At 66.5% G+C, this 21,652-nt stretch carries 15 protein-coding genes; 9 read left to right on the forward strand and 6 right to left on the reverse strand.

What is annotated here, in order from left to right:
* Nucleotides 1-5 precede the first annotated feature (5 nt).
* Complete coding sequence (locus NX02_RS13550; protein ID WP_039997528.1) at nucleotides 6-1,235, forward strand: phospholipase A; 1,230 nt, start codon at nucleotides 6-8, stop codon at nucleotides 1,233-1,235.
* A gap of 3 nt (nucleotides 1,236-1,238) precedes the next feature.
* Here the strand turns inward: NX02_RS13550 and NX02_RS13555 are convergent, their stop codons facing one another.
* Nucleotides 1,239-2,519: an MFS transporter gene (locus NX02_RS13555; RefSeq protein ID WP_025292740.1), complete on the reverse strand. Its 1,281-nt coding sequence runs from the start codon at nucleotides 2,517-2,519 to the stop codon at nucleotides 1,239-1,241.
* 43 nt (nucleotides 2,520-2,562) lie between these two features.
* On the reverse strand, nucleotides 2,563-3,435 hold the full coding sequence (locus tag NX02_RS13560) for an EamA family transporter (protein WP_039997530.1): 873 nt from the start codon (nucleotides 3,433-3,435) through the stop codon (nucleotides 2,563-2,565).
* A gap of 86 nt (nucleotides 3,436-3,521) precedes the next feature.
* On the opposite strand from NX02_RS13560, the gene NX02_RS13565 reads away from it, so the two are divergent.
* Nucleotides 3,522-4,073 (forward strand): helix-turn-helix domain-containing protein, encoded by a 552-nt coding sequence (locus NX02_RS13565; protein WP_025292742.1) that lies wholly within the window; start codon nucleotides 3,522-3,524, stop codon nucleotides 4,071-4,073.
* Here NX02_RS13565 and NX02_RS13570 read toward each other — a convergent pair.
* Nucleotides 4,063-4,890: an oxidoreductase gene (locus NX02_RS13570; RefSeq protein WP_025292743.1), complete on the reverse strand. Its 828-nt coding sequence runs from the start codon at nucleotides 4,888-4,890 to the stop codon at nucleotides 4,063-4,065. The genes NX02_RS13565 and NX02_RS13570 overlap by 11 nt on opposite strands.
* 49 nt (nucleotides 4,891-4,939) lie before the next feature.
* On the opposite strand from NX02_RS13570, the gene NX02_RS13575 reads away from it, so the two are divergent.
* Nucleotides 4,940-5,584, forward strand: coding sequence for a TetR/AcrR family transcriptional regulator (locus NX02_RS13575; RefSeq protein ID WP_025292744.1), 645 nt, complete (start codon nucleotides 4,940-4,942; stop codon nucleotides 5,582-5,584).
* Nucleotides 5,581-7,086, forward strand: coding sequence for an ABC1 kinase family protein (locus NX02_RS13580; RefSeq protein WP_025292745.1), 1,506 nt, complete (start codon nucleotides 5,581-5,583; stop codon nucleotides 7,084-7,086). Before NX02_RS13575 ends, NX02_RS13580 begins: the two co-directional genes overlap by 4 nt.
* Before the next feature lie 6 nt (nucleotides 7,087-7,092).
* On the opposite strand, the gene NX02_RS13585 is transcribed toward NX02_RS13580, so the two are convergent.
* Nucleotides 7,093-7,518 carry a hypothetical protein gene (locus tag NX02_RS13585; RefSeq protein WP_025292746.1) on the reverse strand — a complete coding sequence of 142 codons (426 nt, stop codon included), beginning with the start codon at nucleotides 7,516-7,518 and terminating at the stop codon, nucleotides 7,093-7,095.
* A 549-nt stretch (nucleotides 7,519-8,067) separates the two neighbouring features.
* On the opposite strand from NX02_RS13585, the gene NX02_RS13590 reads away from it, so the two are divergent.
* The 4 genes from NX02_RS13590 (at nucleotide 8,068) to purN (ending at nucleotide 14,882) form a co-directional block, all read left to right on the forward strand.
* The gene (locus NX02_RS13590; protein WP_245648844.1) at nucleotides 8,068-11,079 is read left to right on the forward strand and encodes a TonB-dependent receptor domain-containing protein; all 3,012 of its coding nucleotides are present in this window, start codon (nucleotides 8,068-8,070) and stop codon (nucleotides 11,077-11,079) included.
* 62 nt (nucleotides 11,080-11,141) lie between these two features.
* Nucleotides 11,142-12,722, forward strand: a complete 1,581-nt coding sequence (locus NX02_RS13595; RefSeq protein WP_025292748.1) for a rhamnogalacturonidase — start codon at nucleotides 11,142-11,144, stop codon at nucleotides 12,720-12,722.
* Nucleotides 12,723-12,829: 107 nt separating this feature from the next.
* Nucleotides 12,830-13,939: a phosphoribosylformylglycinamidine cyclo-ligase gene (gene purM / locus NX02_RS13600; protein ID WP_025292749.1), complete on the forward strand. Its 1,110-nt coding sequence runs from the start codon at nucleotides 12,830-12,832 to the stop codon at nucleotides 13,937-13,939.
* Complete coding sequence (purN, locus tag NX02_RS13605) at nucleotides 13,932-14,882, forward strand: phosphoribosylglycinamide formyltransferase (RefSeq protein WP_025292750.1); 951 nt, start codon at nucleotides 13,932-13,934, stop codon at nucleotides 14,880-14,882. The genes purM and purN overlap by 8 nt, the downstream gene beginning before the upstream one ends.
* Before the next feature lie 18 nt (nucleotides 14,883-14,900).
* On the opposite strand, the gene NX02_RS13610 is transcribed toward purN, so the two are convergent.
* Both NX02_RS13610 and NX02_RS32455 read right to left on the reverse strand, forming a co-directional pair.
* Entirely contained in the window at nucleotides 14,901-16,046 is a 1,146-nt protein-coding gene (locus NX02_RS13610) for a sterol desaturase family protein (RefSeq protein WP_025292751.1), read from the reverse strand.
* Nucleotides 16,047-16,206: 160 nt separating this feature from the next.
* Complete coding sequence (locus NX02_RS32455) at nucleotides 16,207-20,967, reverse strand: beta strand repeat-containing protein (protein ID WP_047099793.1); 4,761 nt, start codon at nucleotides 20,965-20,967, stop codon at nucleotides 16,207-16,209.
* Nucleotides 20,968-21,171: 204 nt separating this feature from the next.
* Between NX02_RS32455 and NX02_RS13620 the strand changes: the two genes are divergently transcribed.
* A complete protein-coding gene (locus tag NX02_RS13620) occupies nucleotides 21,172-21,648 on the forward strand; it encodes a membrane protein (RefSeq protein ID WP_025292753.1) in 477 nt (158 codons plus the stop codon).
* Nucleotides 21,649-21,652: the final 4 nt, after the last annotated feature.

Raw genomic sequence — 21,652 nt, forward strand, 5'->3', positions numbered from 1 at the left:
GCCGCATGGCGCACACCGCACGCCGCCTTGTGCCGCTCGCGCTGGCGGTCGCGCTCGCACCCCAGGCGGCGCTGGCAGCACCCCGCTTCGTTATCGGCGAGGCCGAGCGGCCCGAGGGCAGCGATACCGCGACCGTCGAGGTGCTGCTGCTCAACGACGGCGCCGGCGAGGAGCAGGCGATGCTGCCGCCGCGCGTGCAGGCCAGCATCGGCGGCACGCCGGTGTGGCTCGACCGCGCGCCGGACGCGCCGGACGCGCCGGACAGCGTGACGATCGCGCCCAACGGCTTCGCGCGCGCCACCTATCGCTTCACGCCGCCTGCCGGGCTGACCGGCGCGGCGCTGGTCAGCATCCCCGAATGGTCGACGCAGACGGTCGCCCTCGCTGCGCCGCTGCCTGCCCGTCCCGCCGGCACCGCGCCCGAACCGGTGCGCAGCGCCGCGCTGGCGGCGCGCGACGGCACGCCGCTGGCCGCCGCCGATGGCACCGCGCAATCGGCGGTCGAGGAGCGGTTCAACCGCTTCTTCGGCAACATCTCGGCCTATCAGCCGATGTATGTCGCCTATGGCACCGCCGAGGACAGCGAACTGCGGGTGCAGCTGAGCTTCAAATATCAGGTGCTCGGTCGCACCCGGAAGGATCCCGATTTCCCGGCCTGGTCCGACGGACTCTATCTGGGCTTCACCCAGAAGATCCTGTGGAACCTCGAATCCGACGCCGATTTCCGTGATTCCAACTATATGCCCGAGCTGTTCTTCCGCACGCCCGCGATGGCGCTCGGATCGAACGGCGCGGCCGGGCTGCAACTGGGCGTGCTGCACGAATCCAACGGCCGATCGGGCGGTTTCTCGCGCAGCCTCAACAGCGTCTATGTCGCGCCCACCGCGATGTGGAACCTCGGCAATGGCTACAGCGTCACCGCGGCGCCGCGGCTCACCTTCCTGTTCGGCGGCAAGGCGGGCAATCCGGACATCCGCGCCTATCGCGGCGTGACCGGGCTGGATTTCCAGATCGGCAAGGATGACGGGCTGAAGCTGGCGACGCATGGCCGCTACAATATCTCCAATGGCCGCGGCGCGCTGGAGACCGAGCTTTCCTATCCGCTGTCGGAGATCTTCGGCGGCGGCCCGGAATTCTACCTCTTCGTGCAGAACTTCACCGGCTATGGCGAAAGCCTGATCGACTATGACCGGCGGATGACGCGGCTGCGCTTCGGCATCGCGATCACCCGCTGACGGTCATTCGCCGAGGTCGGTTCGCCGCAGCGCCAGCAGCGCGACGAGGCTGAGCGTGGACATGGCGGCAAGGTAGAGGCCGACGAGCGCCAACCCCTTGCCCGCCAGCGCCTGCGCGACGACCGGGGTGAGGCCGCCGCCGATGATCCCGGCGATGTTGAACGCCAGCGAGACGCCGGTGTAGCGCACCCGCGCCGGGAACAGGCCGGGCAGCCAGGCGCCGAGCGGGCCATAGACGAAACCCATCACGAACAGCGCGAACGCAAGCCCTGCGAAGGTCAGACCGAGCGCGCCCGAGCCCAGGGTCGGCAGCAGCAGGAAGCCGGCGACGATCGCGCCGCAGCAGCCATAGGTCAGCACGCGGCGCGGGCCGATCCGGTCCGACGCATGGCCGGAAAGGACGATGCCCACCGCCATGAACAAAATCGCCCCGAGTTGAAGCCCGAGGAAGGTTTCGAGGGGAATTTTAAGGGTTTTCGTGCCGTAGCCGAGGGCAAAGGCGGTGGCGATATAGTAGACCGCGAAGCAGGCGACCGCGCCAAAGGTTCCGCCGATCGTGACGCGCCAATGGTCGCGCATCAGTTCGCCGATCGGTACCGCGGGCGGCGGCCCTTCTTCCAGCACCTTCGAGAAAGCGGGCGTCTCGCTGATCTTGAGCCGCACCCACAGGCCGAGCCCCACCAGCAGGATGCTGGCGAGGAAGGGCAGCCGCCAGCCCCACGCCATGAACTGCGCCTCGGTCAGCCACAGCCCGAGCAGCATGAACAGGCCATTGGCGGCGATGAATCCCACCGGTGCGCCAAGCTGCGGCACCATGCCGAAGCGGCCGCGCCAGCCCGGCGGCGCATTTTCGACCGCGAGCAATGCCGCCCCGCCCCATTCGCCGCCAAGCCCGAAGCCCTGGCCGAAGCGCAGCAGGTTGAGCAGGATCGGCGCCCACCAGCCGATCGACTGGAAGGTGGGCAGGAAGGCGATGGCGAGCGTCGATCCGCCCATCAGCATCAGCGAGGCAACGAGCGTGGACTTGCGGCCGATGCGATCGCCGAAATGGCCGAACGCCCAGGCCCCCAGCGGCCGCGCGACGAAGGCGGTGCCGAGGCTGGCATAGGACAGCAGCAGTTCGAGCCCGGGATCCTTGGACGGGAAGAAGAGCGGGCCGAACACCAGCGCCGCCGCCGTCGCATAGATATAGAAATCGTAGAACTCGACCGACGTGCCGACGAGGCTCGCCAGCAGGATGCGACGATTGGATGCCGGTTGAGGCGCTGCTGCGATGCTTGCCATGAGGTTCCTCTCGCGCCGCCCTTGATGGGGCCGGCGCGCCGCGTCAAGCGGGGTCGGCGGGCGCCACCGGCCGCGCGGCGCCCAGCGCCGCGCCGAGCGAGGCGGCGACGATCGCGCCGATCGCCCCCCATTGCAGCAGGCCCAGCGTCTCGCCGAGCAGCAGCAGGCCGGAAAGCGCGCCGATCGCCGGTTCGAGGCTCATCAAGGTGCCGAAGGTCTTGGCCGGCAGCCGCGTCATCGCCAGCATCTCCAGCACATAGGGCAGAGCGGTGGAGAGGATCGCCACGCCGAGCGCGAGCGGGATCGCCGCCGGCGTCAGCATCGCGGCGCCGGCCGAGGCGATGCCCACCGGCGCGACCAGCACCGCCGCGATCACGGTGCCCAGCGTCACGGTGCGGACTGCACCGTCCTTGCCCGCCTTCTGTCCGAAGACGATGTAGAGCGCCCAGAACAGCCCGGCCGCCAGCGCGAACATCGCACCCCATGGATCGACATGGCCCCCGGCACCGGTGATCGGCAGCAGCACGACCAGCCCGGCCGCCGCGAGCGCGATCCAGGCGAAATCGAGCGCGCGGCGCGAAGCGAACAGCGCAACCGCCAGCGGCCCGGTGAATTCGAGCGCGACGGCAATCCCGATCGGCAAGGTCTTGAGCGCGTTATAGAAAGTGAGGTTCATCGCGCCGAGCACGAGGCCATAGGGCAAGGCGCGCTTCCAATCCGCCCAGCCCAGCCCGCCGCGCCAGGGCCGCGTGGCAAGCACCAGGATGACGGCCGCGAAGGCGAGCCGCATCGCGGTCGCGCCCGACGCACCGACGATCGGGAAGAGCTGCTTGGCGATGCTCGCACCGGTCTGGATCGAGATCATCGCGAGGATGGTCAGCGCGACCGGGCCGGCCACGCCTTCCAACCCGATCATCGACCTTTTGCCCATCTGAACCCCGGACATCGCTTGCATCACCCAGCATTGTGCAACATACTGCACATCGCCCTATGAGCAATATATTGCACAGTCAAGCGTCCTCAGCGCTGCTCGCCCACCTTGCCGGCAATCTCCGGCGCTATCGTCAATCCCGCGAGATGAGCCAGGGGGCGCTCGCCGTCGCCTCGGGCGTCAGCCGCCGCATGATCGCTGCGATCGAGGGCGGCGATGCCAATGCCAGCATCACCACGCTCGACCGGCTTGCCGAGGCGCTGGGCGTGCGCTTCGCCGATCTCGTCCGCGCCGAGCGAAGCGACCCCGCGACGGTCGACGCGGTCGCCTGGCAGGGGGAATCGCCGCAGAGCAAGGCGGTGCTGCTGGCTTCGGTGCCGGCCGAGCGTGAGGCCGAACTCTGGACCTGGGCGCTCGCCCCGGGCGACAGCTATACCGGCACCGCCGCTCCGGGCTGGCACGAGATCGTCTATGTACTGGAGGGCCAGTTGACGATCGAGACCGCGGGCGGCCGCCGCGACATCCTCGGCGGCCATTTCCACGCGCAGGGCCTCGACGAAGAGCGCGTCTATACCAATCGCAGCGCCACGCTCGTCCGCTTCGTGCGCACGATCACGCACTGAAGGCGGTCGAGCGCGACAGCGCATCCCACGTCGCTATTTCGGCGCGCATCGCATCGAGCTTCCGTTCGACCAGCGCGAGCGCATCCTCGCCGAGAAACAGGCGGGTCGGCGGGTCGGCAGCCTCGACCAGTTCGAGCAGCGCCTGCGCGGCTTTCGCGGGATCGCCGGGCTGGTTGCCGCTCTTTGCCTGCCGCGCGGCGCGGATCGGATCCATGACCGCGTCATAGTCGGGGATCGAGCGCGGCGTGCGATCCATCGAGCGGCCCGCCCAATCGGTGCGGAACTGCCCGGGCGCGAGGCTGGTGACGCGGATGCCGAGGCCGGCGACCTCCTTGCCGAGCGATTCCGAAATGCCCTCAAGCGCGAACTTGCTGCCGCAATAGAAGGAAATGCCCGGCATCGTGATGAAGCCGCCCATCGAAGTGACGTTGACGATATGCCCCCTGCGGCGTGCGCGCATCCCGGGCAGCACCGCCTTCATCATCGCAACCGGCCCGAAGACATTGGCGGCGAACTGGCGCTGAAGATCGTCGATCGACGATTCCTCCAGCACGCCTTCATGACCATAGCCGGCGTTGTTGACGAGCACGTCAACCGCCCCCGCCCGCGCGACCGCGGCAGGAATGGCGGCATAGTCGGTGACGTCCAGCACCAGCGCGTGCGCACGCCCCGGCGCCAGCGCTTCGAACGCCTGCGCATCCTCCGCCCGCCGCACCGTGCCGAATACGCTATGCCCGGCGGCGAGCGCACCCGCCGCGAACGCGTGGCCGAGCCCGGAACTGATGCCTGTAACGAGGAAAATCTTGCTGCTTGCCACGATCTGCTCCGACGGTTGCACGTTGATTATATCATGATATAATTCAGCCATGGCCGATAACAAGACCGACCCGAAGCTGCCGACGCGCGATCGGGTGCTCGCCGCCGCCGAGACCCTCCTCGGCGAAGGCAAGGCCGAATTCTCGATGCGGGATCTCGCCGCGACTGCAAGCGTCAGCTTCGCGACGCCCTTCAACCAGTTCGGCACCAAGCTGGCGATCATGCGGGCGCTCTCCGCAAGGCGGACCGCGACGATGCACGAGCGGCTCGCCGGGACCGCCCTTCCCGCGTCCGCAGCGCAGCGCGTGCCGGCGGCGGTGCGCATTGCGGTTGCGGTCATGACCGAGGCGACTGCGGTCAACCGTGCGGTGATGGGCGCGATCGGCGCCCCCTGCATCGACGCCGGCGACGCGCACCGGCGCTCATCCGCCTACTGGGCGGCGGCGCTCGGAGATGGATCCGGACTGGCGCCAGACCGGCGCGCGCTCGGCCTGTCGGTACTGCCCGATCTGCTGGCGATCGCTTTCCGCGGCGCGCTGTCGTTCTGGACCGCGGGAGAAATCGACGACGACGGGCTGATGCGCAAGGCACAGGCCGCTGCGGCCGGCCTGTTGCTGGGGTTCGTCGACGAACCGGAACGGGCGGCAGTGATCGCGCTTGTCGCACCGGAAACCGCCCCTATCTCAACCCCATGATCGAGACCGCGATGGTCGCCGCGCGCGACCGCAAGCGCCTGGCCGAGATCGGCGGCGTCGTCACCCGCTTCGGCCTCGGCGCGCTCGGCGCCCGGCTGGGCCTGCCTGGACATGACGGGGCGACGGCGCCGACGCCCGAGCGCGTGCGGCAGGCGATCGAGGAACTGGGGCCGACCTTCGTCAAGCTGGGGCAGATCCTCGCCACGCGATCGGATCTGCTCGAACCCGAATGGATCGTCGAACTCGAAAAGCTCCACAGCACCGCGCCGACGCTGGATTTCGAGACGTTGCGCGGCGATGTCGAGGCAGCGCTCGGCGGGCCGCCCGAGACGATCTTCGCGCGGTTCGATACCAGGCCGCTGGCGGCGGCATCGATTGCGCAGGTCCATCGTGCGACGACCGAAGACGGCCGCGAGATCGTGCTCAAGCTGCGCCGGCCGGGTATCCGCGCGCTGATGGAGGCGGACCTGCGGCTGATCGCGCAGTTCGCCAAGGTGGCGGAAGCCAATCCGATGGTGCAGCGCTATCGCCCGCGCGAGATGGTGCGCTTGCTGGCCGAAGCGGTGCTCGCCGAACTCGACTTCACCAACGAAGCGCTCAACGTCGAGCGCTTCGCCGCCAATTTCCGCGACCGCCCCGGCATCACCATCCCCGCGATCCACTGGCAGTGGACGCGCGAGGATCTGCTGGCGATGGACTTTGTGGAAGGCGTGCCACCCACCGACGCGGCGCGACTCGAGGGCGCCGGCATCTCGCCAAGCGCGATCGCCGCGCTGGGCGCGGACACCGTGCTCGACATGGTGCTGATCGACGGACTGTTTCACGGCGACCCCCACCCCGGCAACCTGCTGTGCCAGCCCGGGGACCGCATCGCGATGCTCGATTTCGGGATGGTCGGCCATGTCTCCCCCCGGCGGCGCGAGGAGATGATGGGGTTCGTCCAGTCGCTGAGCGGCGGCGATCCGGCGCGGCTGGCGGATGTGCTGGCGGCATGGACCGAGGGCACCGGTGCCGACCGCAATGTACTGGCCGAGGCCGCAGACCGGCTCGTGCAGCGCAATGGCCAGGGGCCGCTGGTGCTGGCGCGCGTGGTGGAAGACATGATGGCGCTGATCCGCGACCGCGGGCTGATCCTGCCTGCGGACCTGATCCTGATCTTCAAGGCGATGATCACGATCGACGGGGTGATGCAGCGCATCGATCCGACCTTCGACCTCAGCGCCGCCACCCAGCGCGCTTTGGGCCGGGTGATGGCCGCGCGCTACACCCCCGATGCGGTGCGGGACCGGATCGCGGCGCTGCTGCTCGACCTGTCGACGACCAGCGATAACCTCCCCCGCCTGATCCGGGCCGCCACCGCGCGACTGACAGAGCCTGCACCGGCGCCCGCCGATACAGCGGCCGCCACGCGCGATCTGACGCGCGCCGTACGCTGGCTTTCCGGTGCGGTGATCGCCGGCGCTGCCTTGATTTCTGGAACCATGTTGTTCGGCTTCGGCTGATCCTTGCTAGATTCCCCGGTAGAGGTTCCAGGCCGCGCTCAATCGCTCGATCAGCCGACGATGCCGGGGCCAGGTCGCGAGCGGCACCTCCTGAAGCAAGTCGCGGAATCGCGCGGTCCGCCGCGTTGCCCGGTCGGCCGGCTTCCAGATGTTGCGGTCCGAGGTCGGGCCGGCCCCGCCCTTATACTTGATCGTCGTTACGGTTGCCGAAAGCTGGTTACGCTCCCCGGCGGACGACCCGTTGAAATGGACGTGATACGACGCTGACGGGTTGTTCAGTGGCCGGTTGCCAGTCGCGCGGACCTTGAACTCGACGTTGAAGCCGCCAAAGCCATCGTCCCTCTCGACGATTTCGGAGAAATAGATCTCGACGTCGTCGTCGGCGCCGTAACTTATGAACCAAAGATCGTCTTGGCTGTTGCTCCACGTCATCGGCGACTCTCAATCTGAATGTTGATCGATCATATGATTTTGACGATCAGATCGAAAGAAAGACACGCGTACGACGGTAACATCTCGATTTCACCCGTAGTCTAAGCGAGGACTGAGATCCACGCGCAACCAGCCAGCGACGTGCCACCATAGGTCAGGTTGCAAAGCAGCATCATTTCTGGCGATGCATGCGGATCGGCCGATCGCGCGGATCGCCGCCAAAATATATACGGTTTTTTCAAGAGTTTATAACAGGTGGTGCGGCGATTTTGCCCCGCCGCCCGCAATTTGCCATCGCTGGCGGGATTGACAACGCGCTCCCATTAAGCAAAACAGAATCCCAAGAAGTGAGAAACATCGAAAATGGTAGCGCAATCAGTGCGCTTTCACGTTTTTCACTCTTGTAGAAAAAGAACCCCGTTGTGGGGACGAGGGACCGACAGAGAGGGGATGACATGATCAACACATATCAACTTAAATCTACGCGGAGTAATGGTAGCGCGATCATTGCACTTGTGCTTTGTGCTTTGTGCTTGTGCTGTGCCTGCGGTGGCCCAGACGGCGGACGGGCTGTCGCCGGAAGCCCCTCTGCCCGCCGCGGACGGCGCCGATACCGATGCCGACATCATCGTTACCGGCTCGCGTATCGCACGCCCGGAGACCGACGCGTCAACGCCGGTCAATGTCGTCGGCCAGGAAGAGATCAAGCTTTCGGGCAATGTGAACATCGAAAAGACGCTGGCGCAGATTCCGCAGGCGATCGGTTCGCAGTTCGGCAGCGCCACCTCCAACACGGTTCCGGGCGGCTTTGCCGACGTCAACCTCCGCGGCTTCGGCGCGACGCGCAACCTGGTACTGGTCAATGGCCGCCGCTACGCGATCTACGGCCCCGAACAGGTCACCGACCTCAACACCATTCCATCCTCGCTGGTGAAGCGGGTCGAGGTGGTCACCGGCGGTTCGTCCGCGGTCTATGGCTCTGACGCGATCACCGGCGTCGTCAACTTCATCATGCGTGACGACTTCGAGGGCGTCGAAGGCCGTGCGCAGCTCAATCTCGACCGGCCGACGGGCACCCCGGTCTACACCTTCGACCTGACCCTCGGCGGCAATTTTGCCGAAGGCCGCGGCAATCTGGTCGTTTCGGGCAATTATCTTAAGCGCAACTCGATCACGCGCGGCGAACGCGGCAGCTTCGCGTTCCTGTCGCTGAACGACGGCTGCGTCGTACGCGGCACCAGCAGCCCCAACACCGCAGGCACGCCCTTCACGCCGCCGGCGGGGATGGGCTGCGTGGCCGGCGGTGGCGAGTTGGGCTTCGTCGCCGGCGGCAGCGGCGACATTCCCAACGGCCGTTTCTCAGGCATCCCGACCTTCGCTGCGGCCAACCCGGCGCTGCAATCGGCTTACGCGGCGGCGGGGCTTGGTCAGGTTGGCGGACGCGGCTTCACGTTCAACGACGCCGGCACGGCCGCGCGGCCGCAGATCAGTCCGCAGGACGACTTCAACCTGGGGCCGGACAATTATCTGATCCAGCCGCAGGAACGCTGGATGATCAACTCCTTCGGTCATTACGACTTCACGGACTCGATCACCGGCTACATGGAGCTGCACTACAGCAATAATGTGGTGAACGCCCGGCTGGCGCCGACGAATGTCGGCGCGCCGACGCTATTCGACGTCAACAACCCTTATCTGACGCCGCAGCTGCAGGAAGTGCTACGCCAACTCGACCTCGCCGAAATTGATCCGATCACCGTTGCCGCCGGCACCTCCAGCCGCACGACGACGCGCGGGGACGGTCTTGCGGTGCTCACCGCCGGCCGTCGGTACGCAGAAGTCGGCGCACGAATGGCCAGCGAGCGCCGCAACGTGTTCCGCGGCGCCTGGGGCCTGCGCGGCGACATCGGCAGCCTTTCGGAGAACGCGCTGAGCGACCTGAAGTTCGACGTCTATTACACCTATGCCCGCAGCGAGAACACGCTGAAGCTGAGCAACGCCATCTCGCGCAGCAGGCTGCAGGCGTCCCTGCTGTCGGTCGGCGGCGCGGCACCGGTGTGCAACATTTTCGGCCAGAACATCGACGACGCCTGCGCCTCGGCGATCGCGATCAACGCCACCAACACCACGGTCGCGACGCAGCAGGTGGCACAGGCCAGTGTTACCGGCACCTTGTTTAATCTGCCCGCCGGACCTGTCGGCTTCTCGACCGGTGTCGAATGGCGCAAGACCAGCGCCGAGTTCAGCCCCGATTCCTTCCTGGCATCGGGTGACGTCGCCGGCTTCAACCCCGGCCTGCCGACGCAGGGTTCGACCTCGGTGAAGGAAGTGTTCGGCGAGGTCCGCATCCCGCTGCTCAGCGACATCCGCTTCATCGACAGCCTGACCGCCAACGCCGCCTTCCGCTACTCCGACTATAGCCTGTCGGGCGTTGGCGGCGTGTGGACCTATCTCGGCGGCCTCGACTGGAAGATCAGCCCTGACATCACCATCCGCGGGCAGTATCAGCGGGCGATCCGCGCACCGAACGTAAACGAGTTGTTCGGCGGCATCACACGCGTGGTCGGCGTCGCCACCGACCCGTGCTCGGATCGCGGCCCGGCATCCCAACAAACGCCGGCCGTGCGCGCGGTTTGCGTCGCGACGGGAGTACCGAACGCAGCGGTCTTTACGCGAGATGTTCAGCCTGAACCCATCATGCCGGCAGATTTCGGCGGCAATCCGAATCTGGGTGAGGAGAAATCCGACACCTACACGCTGGGTGTCGTGCTGACGCCGCGCTTCGACCGCCGCCTGTTCATCAGCGTCGACTACTTCAACATCGGCCTCGAAGGCGCAGTCGCCTCACTGGGCGGCGGCCTGCAGAACACGCTCAACCTCTGCTATGTGGTCCTGCAGGACGCGAACAGCGAGTTCTGCCAGGCGATACGCCGTAACCCGAATAGCGGCGGCATCACCGACCCATTCGTCGCGCAGATCCGCAACGCCAACACCGGCATGCTCAAGACCTCGGGCATCGACATCGCGGCGCGCTATCGCCTCGACCTCGATTTCGGCTTTCCTGGCCTGGGCAGCGCCAGCAACCTGACCTTCCAGACCAACTGGACGTGGCTGAACGAGTTCACCTCGACGCCGGTCGCGGCCTTCCCGAACATCAAGAACAAGTGCGTCGGATCGTTCGGGCCGACCTGCGGCCAGCCGCTACCGCGCTGGCGGGGCACTTCGCGCATCACCTGGGAAGTCGAGGATCTCAGCCTGTCTGTGCGCCACCGCTATCTGGGGCCGGTGACGACCGACCGCTATCTGGTGCCGCTGCGTCAGGGATCGGCGGCGACGCCAGCGCTGGACTCGATCGTCTATCCGCGCCTCGCGGCACAGAACTATATCGATCTGTCGTTCAATTACGACGTGAACGAGAACATCCAGTTCTTCGGCGGCGCGAACAACGTGTTCAACAACAACCCGCCGATCACCACGCAGGGGCCGAACGCCAACACCTTCTCCGCCACCTATGACGTCATCGGCACCGAGTTCTTCCTTGGCGCCTCATTCAAATTCTGATCCCTCCCCTGGGGCCGCACATGTCGTGCGGCCCCGTTTTTTTCGCGAAAGGGCCGATCGGAATGTTTGATCGACGGACACTGCTACTCTCCGCCGGCGCGGCCGGCATCGGCGCGATGGGCGCCCTCCCCTTCCCTGCCTTTGCCGCCGGGCGCGCTGCCCTGCCCACCGAAGGCTGGGTGGATGTGCGCCGTTTCGGTGCCAAGGGGGACGGCGGCACGATCGACACCCCCGCGATCAACCGCGCGATCGATCATGTCGCCGCCAAGGGCGGCGGCACCGTCTATTTCCCGGCGGGCACCTATGCCTGCTACACGATCCGGCTGAAGAGCCGGGTGACCCTGCACCTCGACAATGGCGCAACGATCCTCGCCGCCCCACCCGTCGGCGAGACCGGCTATGACGTCGCCGAGCCCAACCCGTGGGACATGTTCCAGGATTTCGGCCACAGCCATTGGCGCAACAGCCTGATCTGGGGCGAGGGGCTGCACGACATCACCATCGAGGGCGCCGGGCTGATCTGGGGCAAGGGCCTGGGCCGCGGCGACGGCAAGGACAATTGGCTGAAGGATCCCAACGGTCCGGGCACCGGCAACAAGGCGATCGCGCTCAAGCTGTGCCGCAACGTCACCTTGCGCGACATCCGCATCCTCGAGGGCGGCTGGTTCGCGCTGCTGGCGACCGGCGTCGACAACCTCACCATCGACAATGTGCTGTGCGACACCAACCGCGACGGCTTCGACATCGATTGCTGCCGCAACGTCCGCGTCAGCAACTGCACCGTCAACTCGCCCTATGACGATGCGATCTGCCCCAAGAGCAGCTATGCGCTGGGCTATCCGCAGATCACCGAGCATGTGACGATCAGCAATTGCTTCGTCACCGGCAATTATCAGGTCGGATCGGTGCTGGACGGCACGTGGAAGAAGATGCCGGCTGAATTCGCGCCGACGATCCACGGCCGCATCAAGTTCGGTACCGAATCCAATGGCGGCTTCCGCAACATCACGATCACCAACTGCATTTTCGAGGACAGCCGCGGTCTTGCCTTCCAGACCGTCGACGGCGCGATCGTCGAGGATGTGACGGTCAGCAACCTGACGATGCGCGGCATCGTCAACGCGCCGATCTTCCTGCGCCTCGGCCGGCGGATGCGCGGGCCGGAGGGGCGCGCGATCGGCACGATGCGGCGCATCCTGATCCAGAACGTGACGAGTTCCAACGCCAACCAGTTACCGTCCGTGATCGCCGGCCTGCCCGGCCATCCGATCGAGGATCTGAAGATCAGCGACATGTTCCTCCACCATGCCGGCGGTGCGCCGGCGGCGATGGCGAGCCTGCGGCCGCCCGAGAACGAACTCGGCTATCCAGAGGCGCCGATGTTCGGCGACCTTCCGGCGACGGGCTTCTTCATCCGCCACGCGCGCAATGTCGAGTTGAGCAATGTCGAGATCGCGGTCGCCAAACCCGATCCGCGCCCTGCGCTTCGGCTGGACGATGTCGACGATGTCGATCTGTTCCGCGTCACCGTGCCCGAGGGCGCGAAGGCGGTTTCCACCCAGGGCGTGCGGCGGCTGCGGAGCCTGGGCAATCTCTGGATGCCCGATCGGATGATCGCCGGGCCGACGAGCGAGACGTTCTGACCTGAAGCGATCGGTGTCACCGTCGCCGCGGACGATAGGCGGCACCCGTCCCGCATTTGCCTTCAACAGCGGTTCCGTTTTGCCGCGATCCGCTCTAGGGCCGCGACATGAGCGACCAACAGAATGACGCAGCCTCGCCCTATACCTATGCCCGTGCGGGCGTCTCGATCGCCGCCGGCAATGCCCTGGTGAAGGCGATCGCGCCGCTCGCCAAGGCGACGCGCCGGCCCGGTGCCGATGCCGAGCTGGGCGGGTTTGGCGGTTTCTTCGATCTCAAGGCGGCGGGCTATGACGATCCGCTGCTGGTCGCGGCCAATGACGGCGTCGGCACCAAGCTGAAGCTGGCGATCGACCATGGCGCGCATGACGGGGTCGGCATCGATCTCGTCGCGATGTGTGCCAACGACCTGATCGTGCAGGGCGCCGAGCCGCTTTTCTTCCTCGACTATTATGCCACCGGCAAGCTGGAATCCGGCGTCGCCGAGCGGGTGATCGCCAGCATTGCCGAAGGCTGCCGCATCGCGGGCTGTGCGCTGATCGGCGGCGAGACCGCCGAGATGCCCGGCATGTACGCCGATGGCGACTATGACCTTGCCGGCTTTTGCGTCGGCGCGGTCGAGCGCCATCGCGTGCTGACCGGATCGGCCGTGGCCGAAGGCGATATCCTGCTCGGACTCGCTTCCTCCGGCGTGCATTCGAACGGCTTCTCGCTCGTCCGCCGGCTCGCCGCCGACAAGGGCTGGAAGCTGGAACGCCCGGCGCTGTTCGACCAGGACGTGCGGTTGATCGACGCGCTGATGGCGCCGACGCGCATCTACGTGAAGTCGCTGCTGCCGCTGGTGCGCGCGGGCATGGTGCGCGCGCTGGCGCACATCACCGGCGGCGGGCTGCTGGAGAATGTGCCGCGCGTGCTGCCGGAGAACCTCCATGCGCGCATCGACGCCGATGCATGGCCGCAGCCCCGGCTGATGGCGTTCCTGCAGGCACAGGGCAATATCGAGCCCGGAGAGATGGCCCGCACCTTCAACTGCGGCATCGGCATGGTGCTGGTGGTGAACCCCATGCGTGTCGACGATGTCGTCGCGGCGCTGGAAGGCTCGGGCGAGACGGTGTTCCGCATCGGCGCGATCGAGGCCGGTACGCGCGGCTGCACGGTGCAGGGTTCGGGCGAGGCCTGGAGCGCGCGCGACGCCTGGACCGCGACGCACAATGGCTGAACCGCGGCCGCGCGCACGGGTCGGCGTGCTGATCTCGGGGCGCGGCTCCAACATGGCGGCATTGCTCTACGCATCGCGCGCGGCGGACTGCCCCTATGAGATCGCGATCGTCATCGCCAACGATCCCGACGCGCCGGGCCTCGCGCTCGCGGCGGCGGAGGGCGTGCCGACCTTCGCGCAGAGTCACAAGGGGCTGAAGCGGGCCGAGTTCGACGCGATCGTCGACGTGCGGTTGCGCGCGGCGGAGGTCAGCCATGTCGCGCTGGCGGGCTATATGCGGTTGCTGTCCGAGGGCTTCGTCAACGGCTGGGCCGGGCGGATGATCAACATCCACCCCTCGCTGCTGCCGCGCTACAAGGGACTCGACACCCACCAGCGCGCGCTGGATGCGGGGGACACGGTTGCTGGCTGCTCGGTGCATCTCGTGACCGCCGAACTCGACGACGGGCCGGTGCTGGGCCAGACGCGGGTGGCGATCGTGCCGGGCGACACCGCGGCGACTTTGGCGGCGCGCACCCTGATCGCCGAACACCAGCTCTATCCGCGCGTGCTCGCCGAACTGGTGACGCGAGAGCGCAACCCCGATTATCTGCTGGGGCTGGTGCGCAAGCACGCGCTCGCCCTCCCCGCCTCCGAGGAAACGCTCTCGCACGGCATGCCGGCGTTCCGCATCGAGGGCGGCAAGATGTTCGGCTATTTCACGCAGGACCATCATGGCGACGGCGAGATCGCGCTGATCGTCAAGACCAGCGGCGCGGACGAGCAGGCGATGCTGATCGATGCCGACCCCGATCTCTATTACCGCCCGGCCTATTTCGGCCCTTCGGGCTGGGTGGCGATCCGGCTGGACGGCGGCGATATCGACTGGGAGCTGGTGGACGAGCGGCTGCGCAACAGCTGGCGGCTGGTGGCGCCGCGCAAGCTGGCCGACCTGCCGATCTGAAGGCGGCGATCGCTCTCCCTACCCCTTCGCCCGCCCCCGCCGGAACGGGTACAGGAACTGCGCCACATAGCCGTTGGGCACCGTTTCCGGCACGCCATAACCTTGGGGCCAACGCCCCGGCGGAAAATGATAGGTGCCGAACAGCCGGTCCCACAGCGGGAAGTGGATCGCGAAGTTCACGTCGATCGCCTCGGGCTCCAGCCCGTGATGCCAGTGGTGGAAGCGCGGGGTGGCGACGAAACGGCCGAGCCGGTCGAAATCGCCGCGCAGATTGGCGTGCAGCAGCGACGAATAGACATAGACGATGCCGATATAGATCTGCAGCGCGGTCGGCGTGAACCCCAATGTCATCATCGGGATCGCGGTGACGCCGCGCAGCGCGACGATCTCGAAGAAATGCATGCGCGCGCCGGCCAGCCAGTCCATCGATTTCGCCGAGTGATGGACCGCGTGGAAGCCCCACAGGAAGGGCACGCGGTGGAACGCACGGTGGAACCAGTATTGGACGAAGTCGGTGAGCAGCATGATCTCGATCACCTGCAGCACCAGCGGCTGCCCGGCGATGAGCGCGCGAAAGCCTTCCCAACCGCCGGTCTGGCCGAGCACCGCCCGTGACGGCGCGAAGGACAGGAAGGTCAGCGCCTGCACCATCATCGAGCTGACGAGATAGTAGAACAGATCCTCGCGCCATTCGGGGCGGAACAGCCGCTGGGTGCCGTGGCGCGGCAGCAGCCGCTCGACGGGTGCGAACAGCAGACCGGTCATCACCATGTTGAGAACGAAGAAATCGAGGCCGAAGAAGATGCCCCAGTCGCGCACCTCGCGCGCCTCCGCCCCCGCACCGCCGAGCAGCCCCGCGAGCAGCGCCAGCGCCAGCGCAGTGAAGCCCAGCACCTTGCGCGGGCGCAGCAGCAGGCTGAGCAAAGCCAGCGCATAGGCGCCGAGGATCGCGCCGTGGATGATCGGACGGAGCACCGAGGAATTGCGCAGCATCGCCAGTTCCGGCGTGCCGAACAGTGCCGGGTAACGCAGCACGACGACAAGGCCGAGCCCGGTAACCGCCAGCACCAGCGCGAAGAAGCCGGCGAACCAGCCGCTGCCGAAGCGCCGCGTTTCGATCGGCGCTTCCAGATCCTTCTTCAGTGCTTTGAAATAGTCGGCCATCCGCCCTTCGCTCCGTCCCCCAGGGCCGGGTAGCCTAGCACCATCGGGCGCGGACGACAAAAAAGAGGAGCGCACCAACGCAGGGCGGTGCGTTGGTGCGCTCCAGACTCGCTCCGACGGTCCGTGGTGGGGGGGGACCCGCCGGTGCCAGCCTAACCGATCACAGGATGAAGTCGGTGCCGGTCAGCGGTGCAGGGGTGGTCACGTTGATCGTGAAGTCTGCCGCGCCGTCGCCATTGACGTCTCCCTGCACCAGATAGCCGCTGCCCGACGCCACCGAGATGAGCTGCCCCGCCACGCCGGTGAAGGCGGCGACCAAGGTGAAGGCATCATTGGTGCCGCCGGTGACCGCGTCGATCCCCGACAGGTCGATTTGGTCGCCCTGCGCCGTGGAGAAGTCGGTGATGCGGTCGACGAGGCTCAGATTGGTGCCCGCCGTATCCGACACGCTTTCGTAGACGAAGCGGTCGGCGCCGGTGCCACCGATCAGCGAGTCGCGCCCGGCGCCGCCGACGATGACGTCATTGCCGGCGAAGCCGTAAATCGCATCGTTGCCGCCGCCGCCGCGCAGCGTATCCGCACCCGCTGCGCCGTTGAGGCGGTTGTCGAAGCTGTTGCCGATCAGGGTGACCCCGGCATCGTTCTTCGCCGTGATCTGCTCGATCGAGATGCTGTCGACCAATGTGTAGCTGGTGGTGGTGGCGATGGTGTCGTAGCCGCCCGTCGCGGTGAAGCCCTCGACGATCGCGTCGATCGGCGCATCGATATAATAGACGTCGTCGCCGTCGCCGCCAATCAGCGTGTCGCTGCCGGCCTCGCCCGACAGCGTATCGTTGCCCGCGCCGCCGGTCAGCGTATCGTTCCCGACACCGCCGATCAGCGAGTCGTTGCCGTCATCGCCGTTGAGGATGTCGTTGCCGTTGTCGCCGCGGACGACATCGTCATTGGCGCCGCCGAAGATGGTGTCGTTGCCGTTGCCACCGGCCAGCGAGTCATTGCCGTCGAGCCCACGGATGGTGTCGTTGCCGCCGCCGCCGAGGATGCTGTTGTCCAGCTCGTTGCCGATCAGGGTCGAACCCAGATTGCTCAAGCCCTGCAGCCGCTCGATCGAGGATCCGGCTGCCAGCGTATAATTGCCCCGTGCCTGGACGATGTCGGTCCCCTCGCCGGCGAGTTCGACCACCACATCATCCTCATCGACGATGTAGGTGTCGTCGCCGACGCCACCGACGAGCATATCGGTGCCCGCTTGGCCATCGAGGCGATCATTGCCGGCGCCGCCGGCCAGCGTGTCGGTGCCGGTGCCGCCATAGATCAGGTCGTTGTCGTCACCGCCATCGAGCGTGTCGTCGCCGTCGTCACCGCTGATCATGTCGTTGCCGGCGCCGCCTTCGACCGTGTCGTTGCCGGCCTTGCCATAGAGGTCATCGTCGCCGCCGAGGCCGCGAACGATGTCATTGCCAGTGCCGCCATCGATATGGTTGTCGCGGCTGTTGCCGGTCAGGATCAGATCCGCGCTGCTGTTGCTGCGGAGCATCTCGACGAACTGGTCCTCGCCCAGCGTGTAGTTCACGCTGGTGAGGATGGTGTCGGTGCCCTGCCCGTCGAGCTCGACGACGATGTCGCCGGCGCTCTCGACGATATAGGTATCCGCGCCGAGACCGCCGCGCATCGTATCCGCGCCGGCCCCGCCCTCGAGCCGGTCGTTACCGTCGCCGCCGACGAGCGTGTCGTCGCCGGCATTGCCGTAGAGCAGGTCGTTGCCGCTGCCGCCGTCGATCTCGTCATTGCCATTGCCGCCCGAGAGCGTGTCGGTGCCGCCGCGGCCTTCGATCGTGTCGTTGCCGTTGCCGCCGTCGATGCGGTTGTCGAAGGCGTTGCCGATCAAGGTGACGTCGCCGGCCGCGATCGAGGCGAGGCGTTCGATCGACTGGTCGTCGCTCAGCGTATAGCTGATGCGCGTCTGGATGGTGTCGCTGCCCTCGCCATCGAGTTCGGTGACGACGTCGCCGGCATCGTCGACGATGTAGATGTCGTTGCCGGCGCCGCCCGCCATGGCGTCGGCGCCGGTGCCGCCGTCGAGCCGGTCGTTGCCGCCATTGCCCTCGATCGTGTCGTTGCCGGCGCCACCGCTGAGCAGGTCGTCGCCCTCGCCGCCGATCAAGGTGTCGCTGCCGGTGCCGCCGGTGATCAGATCGTTGCCGTTGCCGCCGTCGATCGTGTCATCCCCCGCGCCGCCGTCGAGATCGTCGTTGCCGTCGAGGCCCGAGATGGTGTCGTTGCCATTGGCGCCGTCGATGACATTGTCGAGGCTGTTGCCGGTAAGAACGAGACCGGCGTTGGAGCCGGCGCGCAGATTCTCGATATTGCTGTCTTCGCCCAGGGTATAATCGACCGAGGCGATGACGGTGTCAGTGCCGGCATCGGCGCCCTCCTCGATCACGTCGCCGGCGCTGTCGACAGAATAGGTATCGTTGCCCAGGCCACCGCGCATGATGTCGTCGCCGGCGCCGCCATCGAGCGTGTCGTCTCCGTCGCCGCCTTCGAGCACGTCATTGCCGCCCGCGCCGAACAGCTCGTCATTGCCGGCAAGGCCGTAGATCGTGTCGGTGCCGCCGGCACCGGTAATGGTATTTTCCGCACTGTTGCCGGTCAGCGTCAGTCCGTCGTCCGAGCCGGCGCTGAGATCCTCGATATTGTCGCCGTCGCTCAGCGCATAGTCGATCGTGGTGATGATGCGGTCGTTACCGCCGCCGGCATCCTCGTTGACCGCATCGCCGGGGTTGTCGACATAATAGGTGTCGTCGCCGGCGCCGCCGGTCATGTCGTCGGCACCGGCCCCGCCATCGAGCGTGTCGTTGCCGTCGCCACCGACCAGGATGTCGTTGCCGTCGCCGCCGTCGAGTGTGTCATTGCCGGTGCCGCCGGTGATCTCGTCGTCACCGGTGCCGCCCTCGAGGATATCGTCGTCGGCGCCGCCGTCGATCGTGTCATTGCCCGCGCCGCCGTCGATCGTGTCCGTTCCGGCTCCGCCGTTCAGGACATCATCGTCATTGCCGCCCGAGAGCGTGTCGTTGCCGCCCTCACCATTGACCTGATCGTCGCCGTCACCGCCATCGAGGATGTCGTCGCCGTCACCGCCGTTGAGGATGTCGTTGCCGGTGCCACCAAGTCCGGTGTCGTTGCCGCCACCGCCATTGACGGTATCGTTGCCCTCGCCGCCGTCGAGCGAGTCATCGCCCGGGCCGCCGTTGAGCACATCGTCGCCGCCCATGCCGGCCAGCGTGTCATTGCCGTCACCGCCGTTGAGCGTGTCGTTGCCGCCGGCGCCGGTCAGCGTATCGTTGCCGCCGCCGCCGTTGATCGTGGTCGTGTCGTCGGAAGGCGCGGTGATGACATCGTCGCCGGGGGTGCCCTCGATCGTCGGGAACTCATCGACATTGGTCAACAGGATCGTGATGGTCTGATCGGTGGTGGTGCCGAACTCGTCGGTCGCGCGGACGGTGATGTCGATGTCGCGATCGGTTTCGTAATCGAGCACCGCGCCGGGCGCGACGGTGATGACGCCGGTATCGGCATCGATCACGAAACGGCCGCCGCCATCATCGACCAGCGTGTAGGTGATCGTGTCACCGTCCGGATCGGTCGCGCTGACCGTGCCGACGACGGTGCCCGCGGTCGCATTCTCCTCCACCTGCGCGTCGTCGATAACGATGCCGGTGGGCGCCGAATTGAGGACCATTTGCTGCGAGACGATCGCGGTCACCCCTGCGGTGCCGGGAGTTTCCCAGGTGATCGTGATCCTGCCGTCGGACAGCACCGTCACTGCGGGATTGAGCTGGGCGCCGGTGGTGCTGGTGTTGACGAGCACCGGGCCGCCGACCTGGACGCCGCTGGCGTCGAACGCCTGCGCAAGGATCGCGGAGCCGCTGGCGTCACCATAGGAGCCGCTGCTGTCAGTCCATACGACGACGAAGCCGCCACTGGGCAGCGCCGCGATCACCGGCTCGGTCTGCGCGCCGGTCAGCACGGTGTTGACGACGAATTCGGAGCCGACCGCGACGCCGGCGGAGGTGTAGATCTGTCCCCTGACGTTGGCATTGCCGGCGCTCGGATCGGTCCAGGTGACGACGAAATTGCCGTTGTCGAGCGTGGTCACGGTCTGGTCGACCTGCGACCCTGTGGTCGTGGTGTTGACGCGGAACTCGAAACCCACGCGTTCGCCGGACGCCGAGAAGAGCTGCGCGACGATGGCCGAGCCGCTGGCATCCCCATAGTCGCCGCTGCTGTCTTCCCAGGTGACGATGAAGCCGCCGTTGGACAGCGCGGTGATCTTGGAATCGACCTGCGCGCCATCGAGATTGGTGTTGATCCGGAAGTTGGTTCCGACCGCCGCGCCCGAGGCATCGTAGAGCTGGCCGATGACTTCGCTGCTCGTCAGCCCGAAGGTCGTGAAGGTGACGAGGAAGCGGCCGCCGGCGAGCGCGACGACGTCCGACGTGTTCTGGGCGCCGAGCAGCGCGCCGAGCAAGCCGGTGTTGACGACGAACTCGCCGCCGACGGGCGCGCCAGCGGCAGTGAACATCTGGCCATGCACATTCGCCCCCAGAATCCCGACCAACGCCGGATCGGTCCAGGTAACGACGATGTTGCCATTGTTAAGCGTCGTGATCGACGGTTGGGTCTGGCTGCCGAGCAACGTTGTGTTTACGAGGATTTCTGCGCCGGTCGGATTGCCGTTTGAATCATAGATCCTGAGCTTTATGCCCGATCCGGAAAGATCAATCAGAGATCCGCTATAATCCTCCCATGCAATAGCATAGCCACCGTTGTTCAATGCGGTGATCGATGGTGCGAGTTGATTGTCGAATGAGTCATTACGGACGACAACCTCGCCCCCCACAAGAATCAATTCAGGCATCTTTATTCTCCCCAAGGAAAACGTCACGGGAGCAATGATAGATGACCAAACCTTGAGATGATTAATAAGCATGGTTAATTTTTTGTAATGGATCGACAATGGTCATATCGCGGAAGTGGGCATCGCGACCGTTTTCGCACCGATCGTCCGTGACTTGACGCGGCTGCTATGACACCCTGCGGAGTCGCGGGGCGGGAGGCTGTCATGATCTGGTTGTTTGCGGTGCTGATCGGCGTAATTGCCGGTTTGCGGGTGTTTACGGCGCTTGCAGCGTTGTGCTGGGCTGTCGCCTTCGCCAGGCTCGACCTTTCACAGACGGGGCTGGCTTTTCTCGGTTGGCGATATTTGCCAGCGATTCTGTCACTGCTTGCGGTGATTGAGTTCATTACGGATCAATTGCCGACGACGCCCAGCCGCAAGGTTCCTTCGCAATTCGGGGCACGTCTGATCGCCGGTGCGCTCGGCGGCGCGGCGTTCGCGGCGGCTGCGCAACCCGGCCAATGGCAAAGCGCGGCGCTGATCGGCGCGGTGCCGGGGCTCGTCGGCGCGGTAATCGGCACGCTTGGCGGTGCCGCCGTTCGCGCGCGGCTCGCCGCCGCATTCGGCAGCGACCGCCCGGCCGCATTGATCGAGGATGCCGTTGCGATCGGTGCTGCCGTGGCGCTGGTTGCCGCGCTATAGACCG

This window comes from Sphingomonas sanxanigenens DSM 19645 = NX02 (assembly GCF_000512205.2).
GTDB lineage: Bacteria > Pseudomonadota > Alphaproteobacteria > Sphingomonadales > Sphingomonadaceae > Sphingomonas_D > Sphingomonas_D sanxanigenens.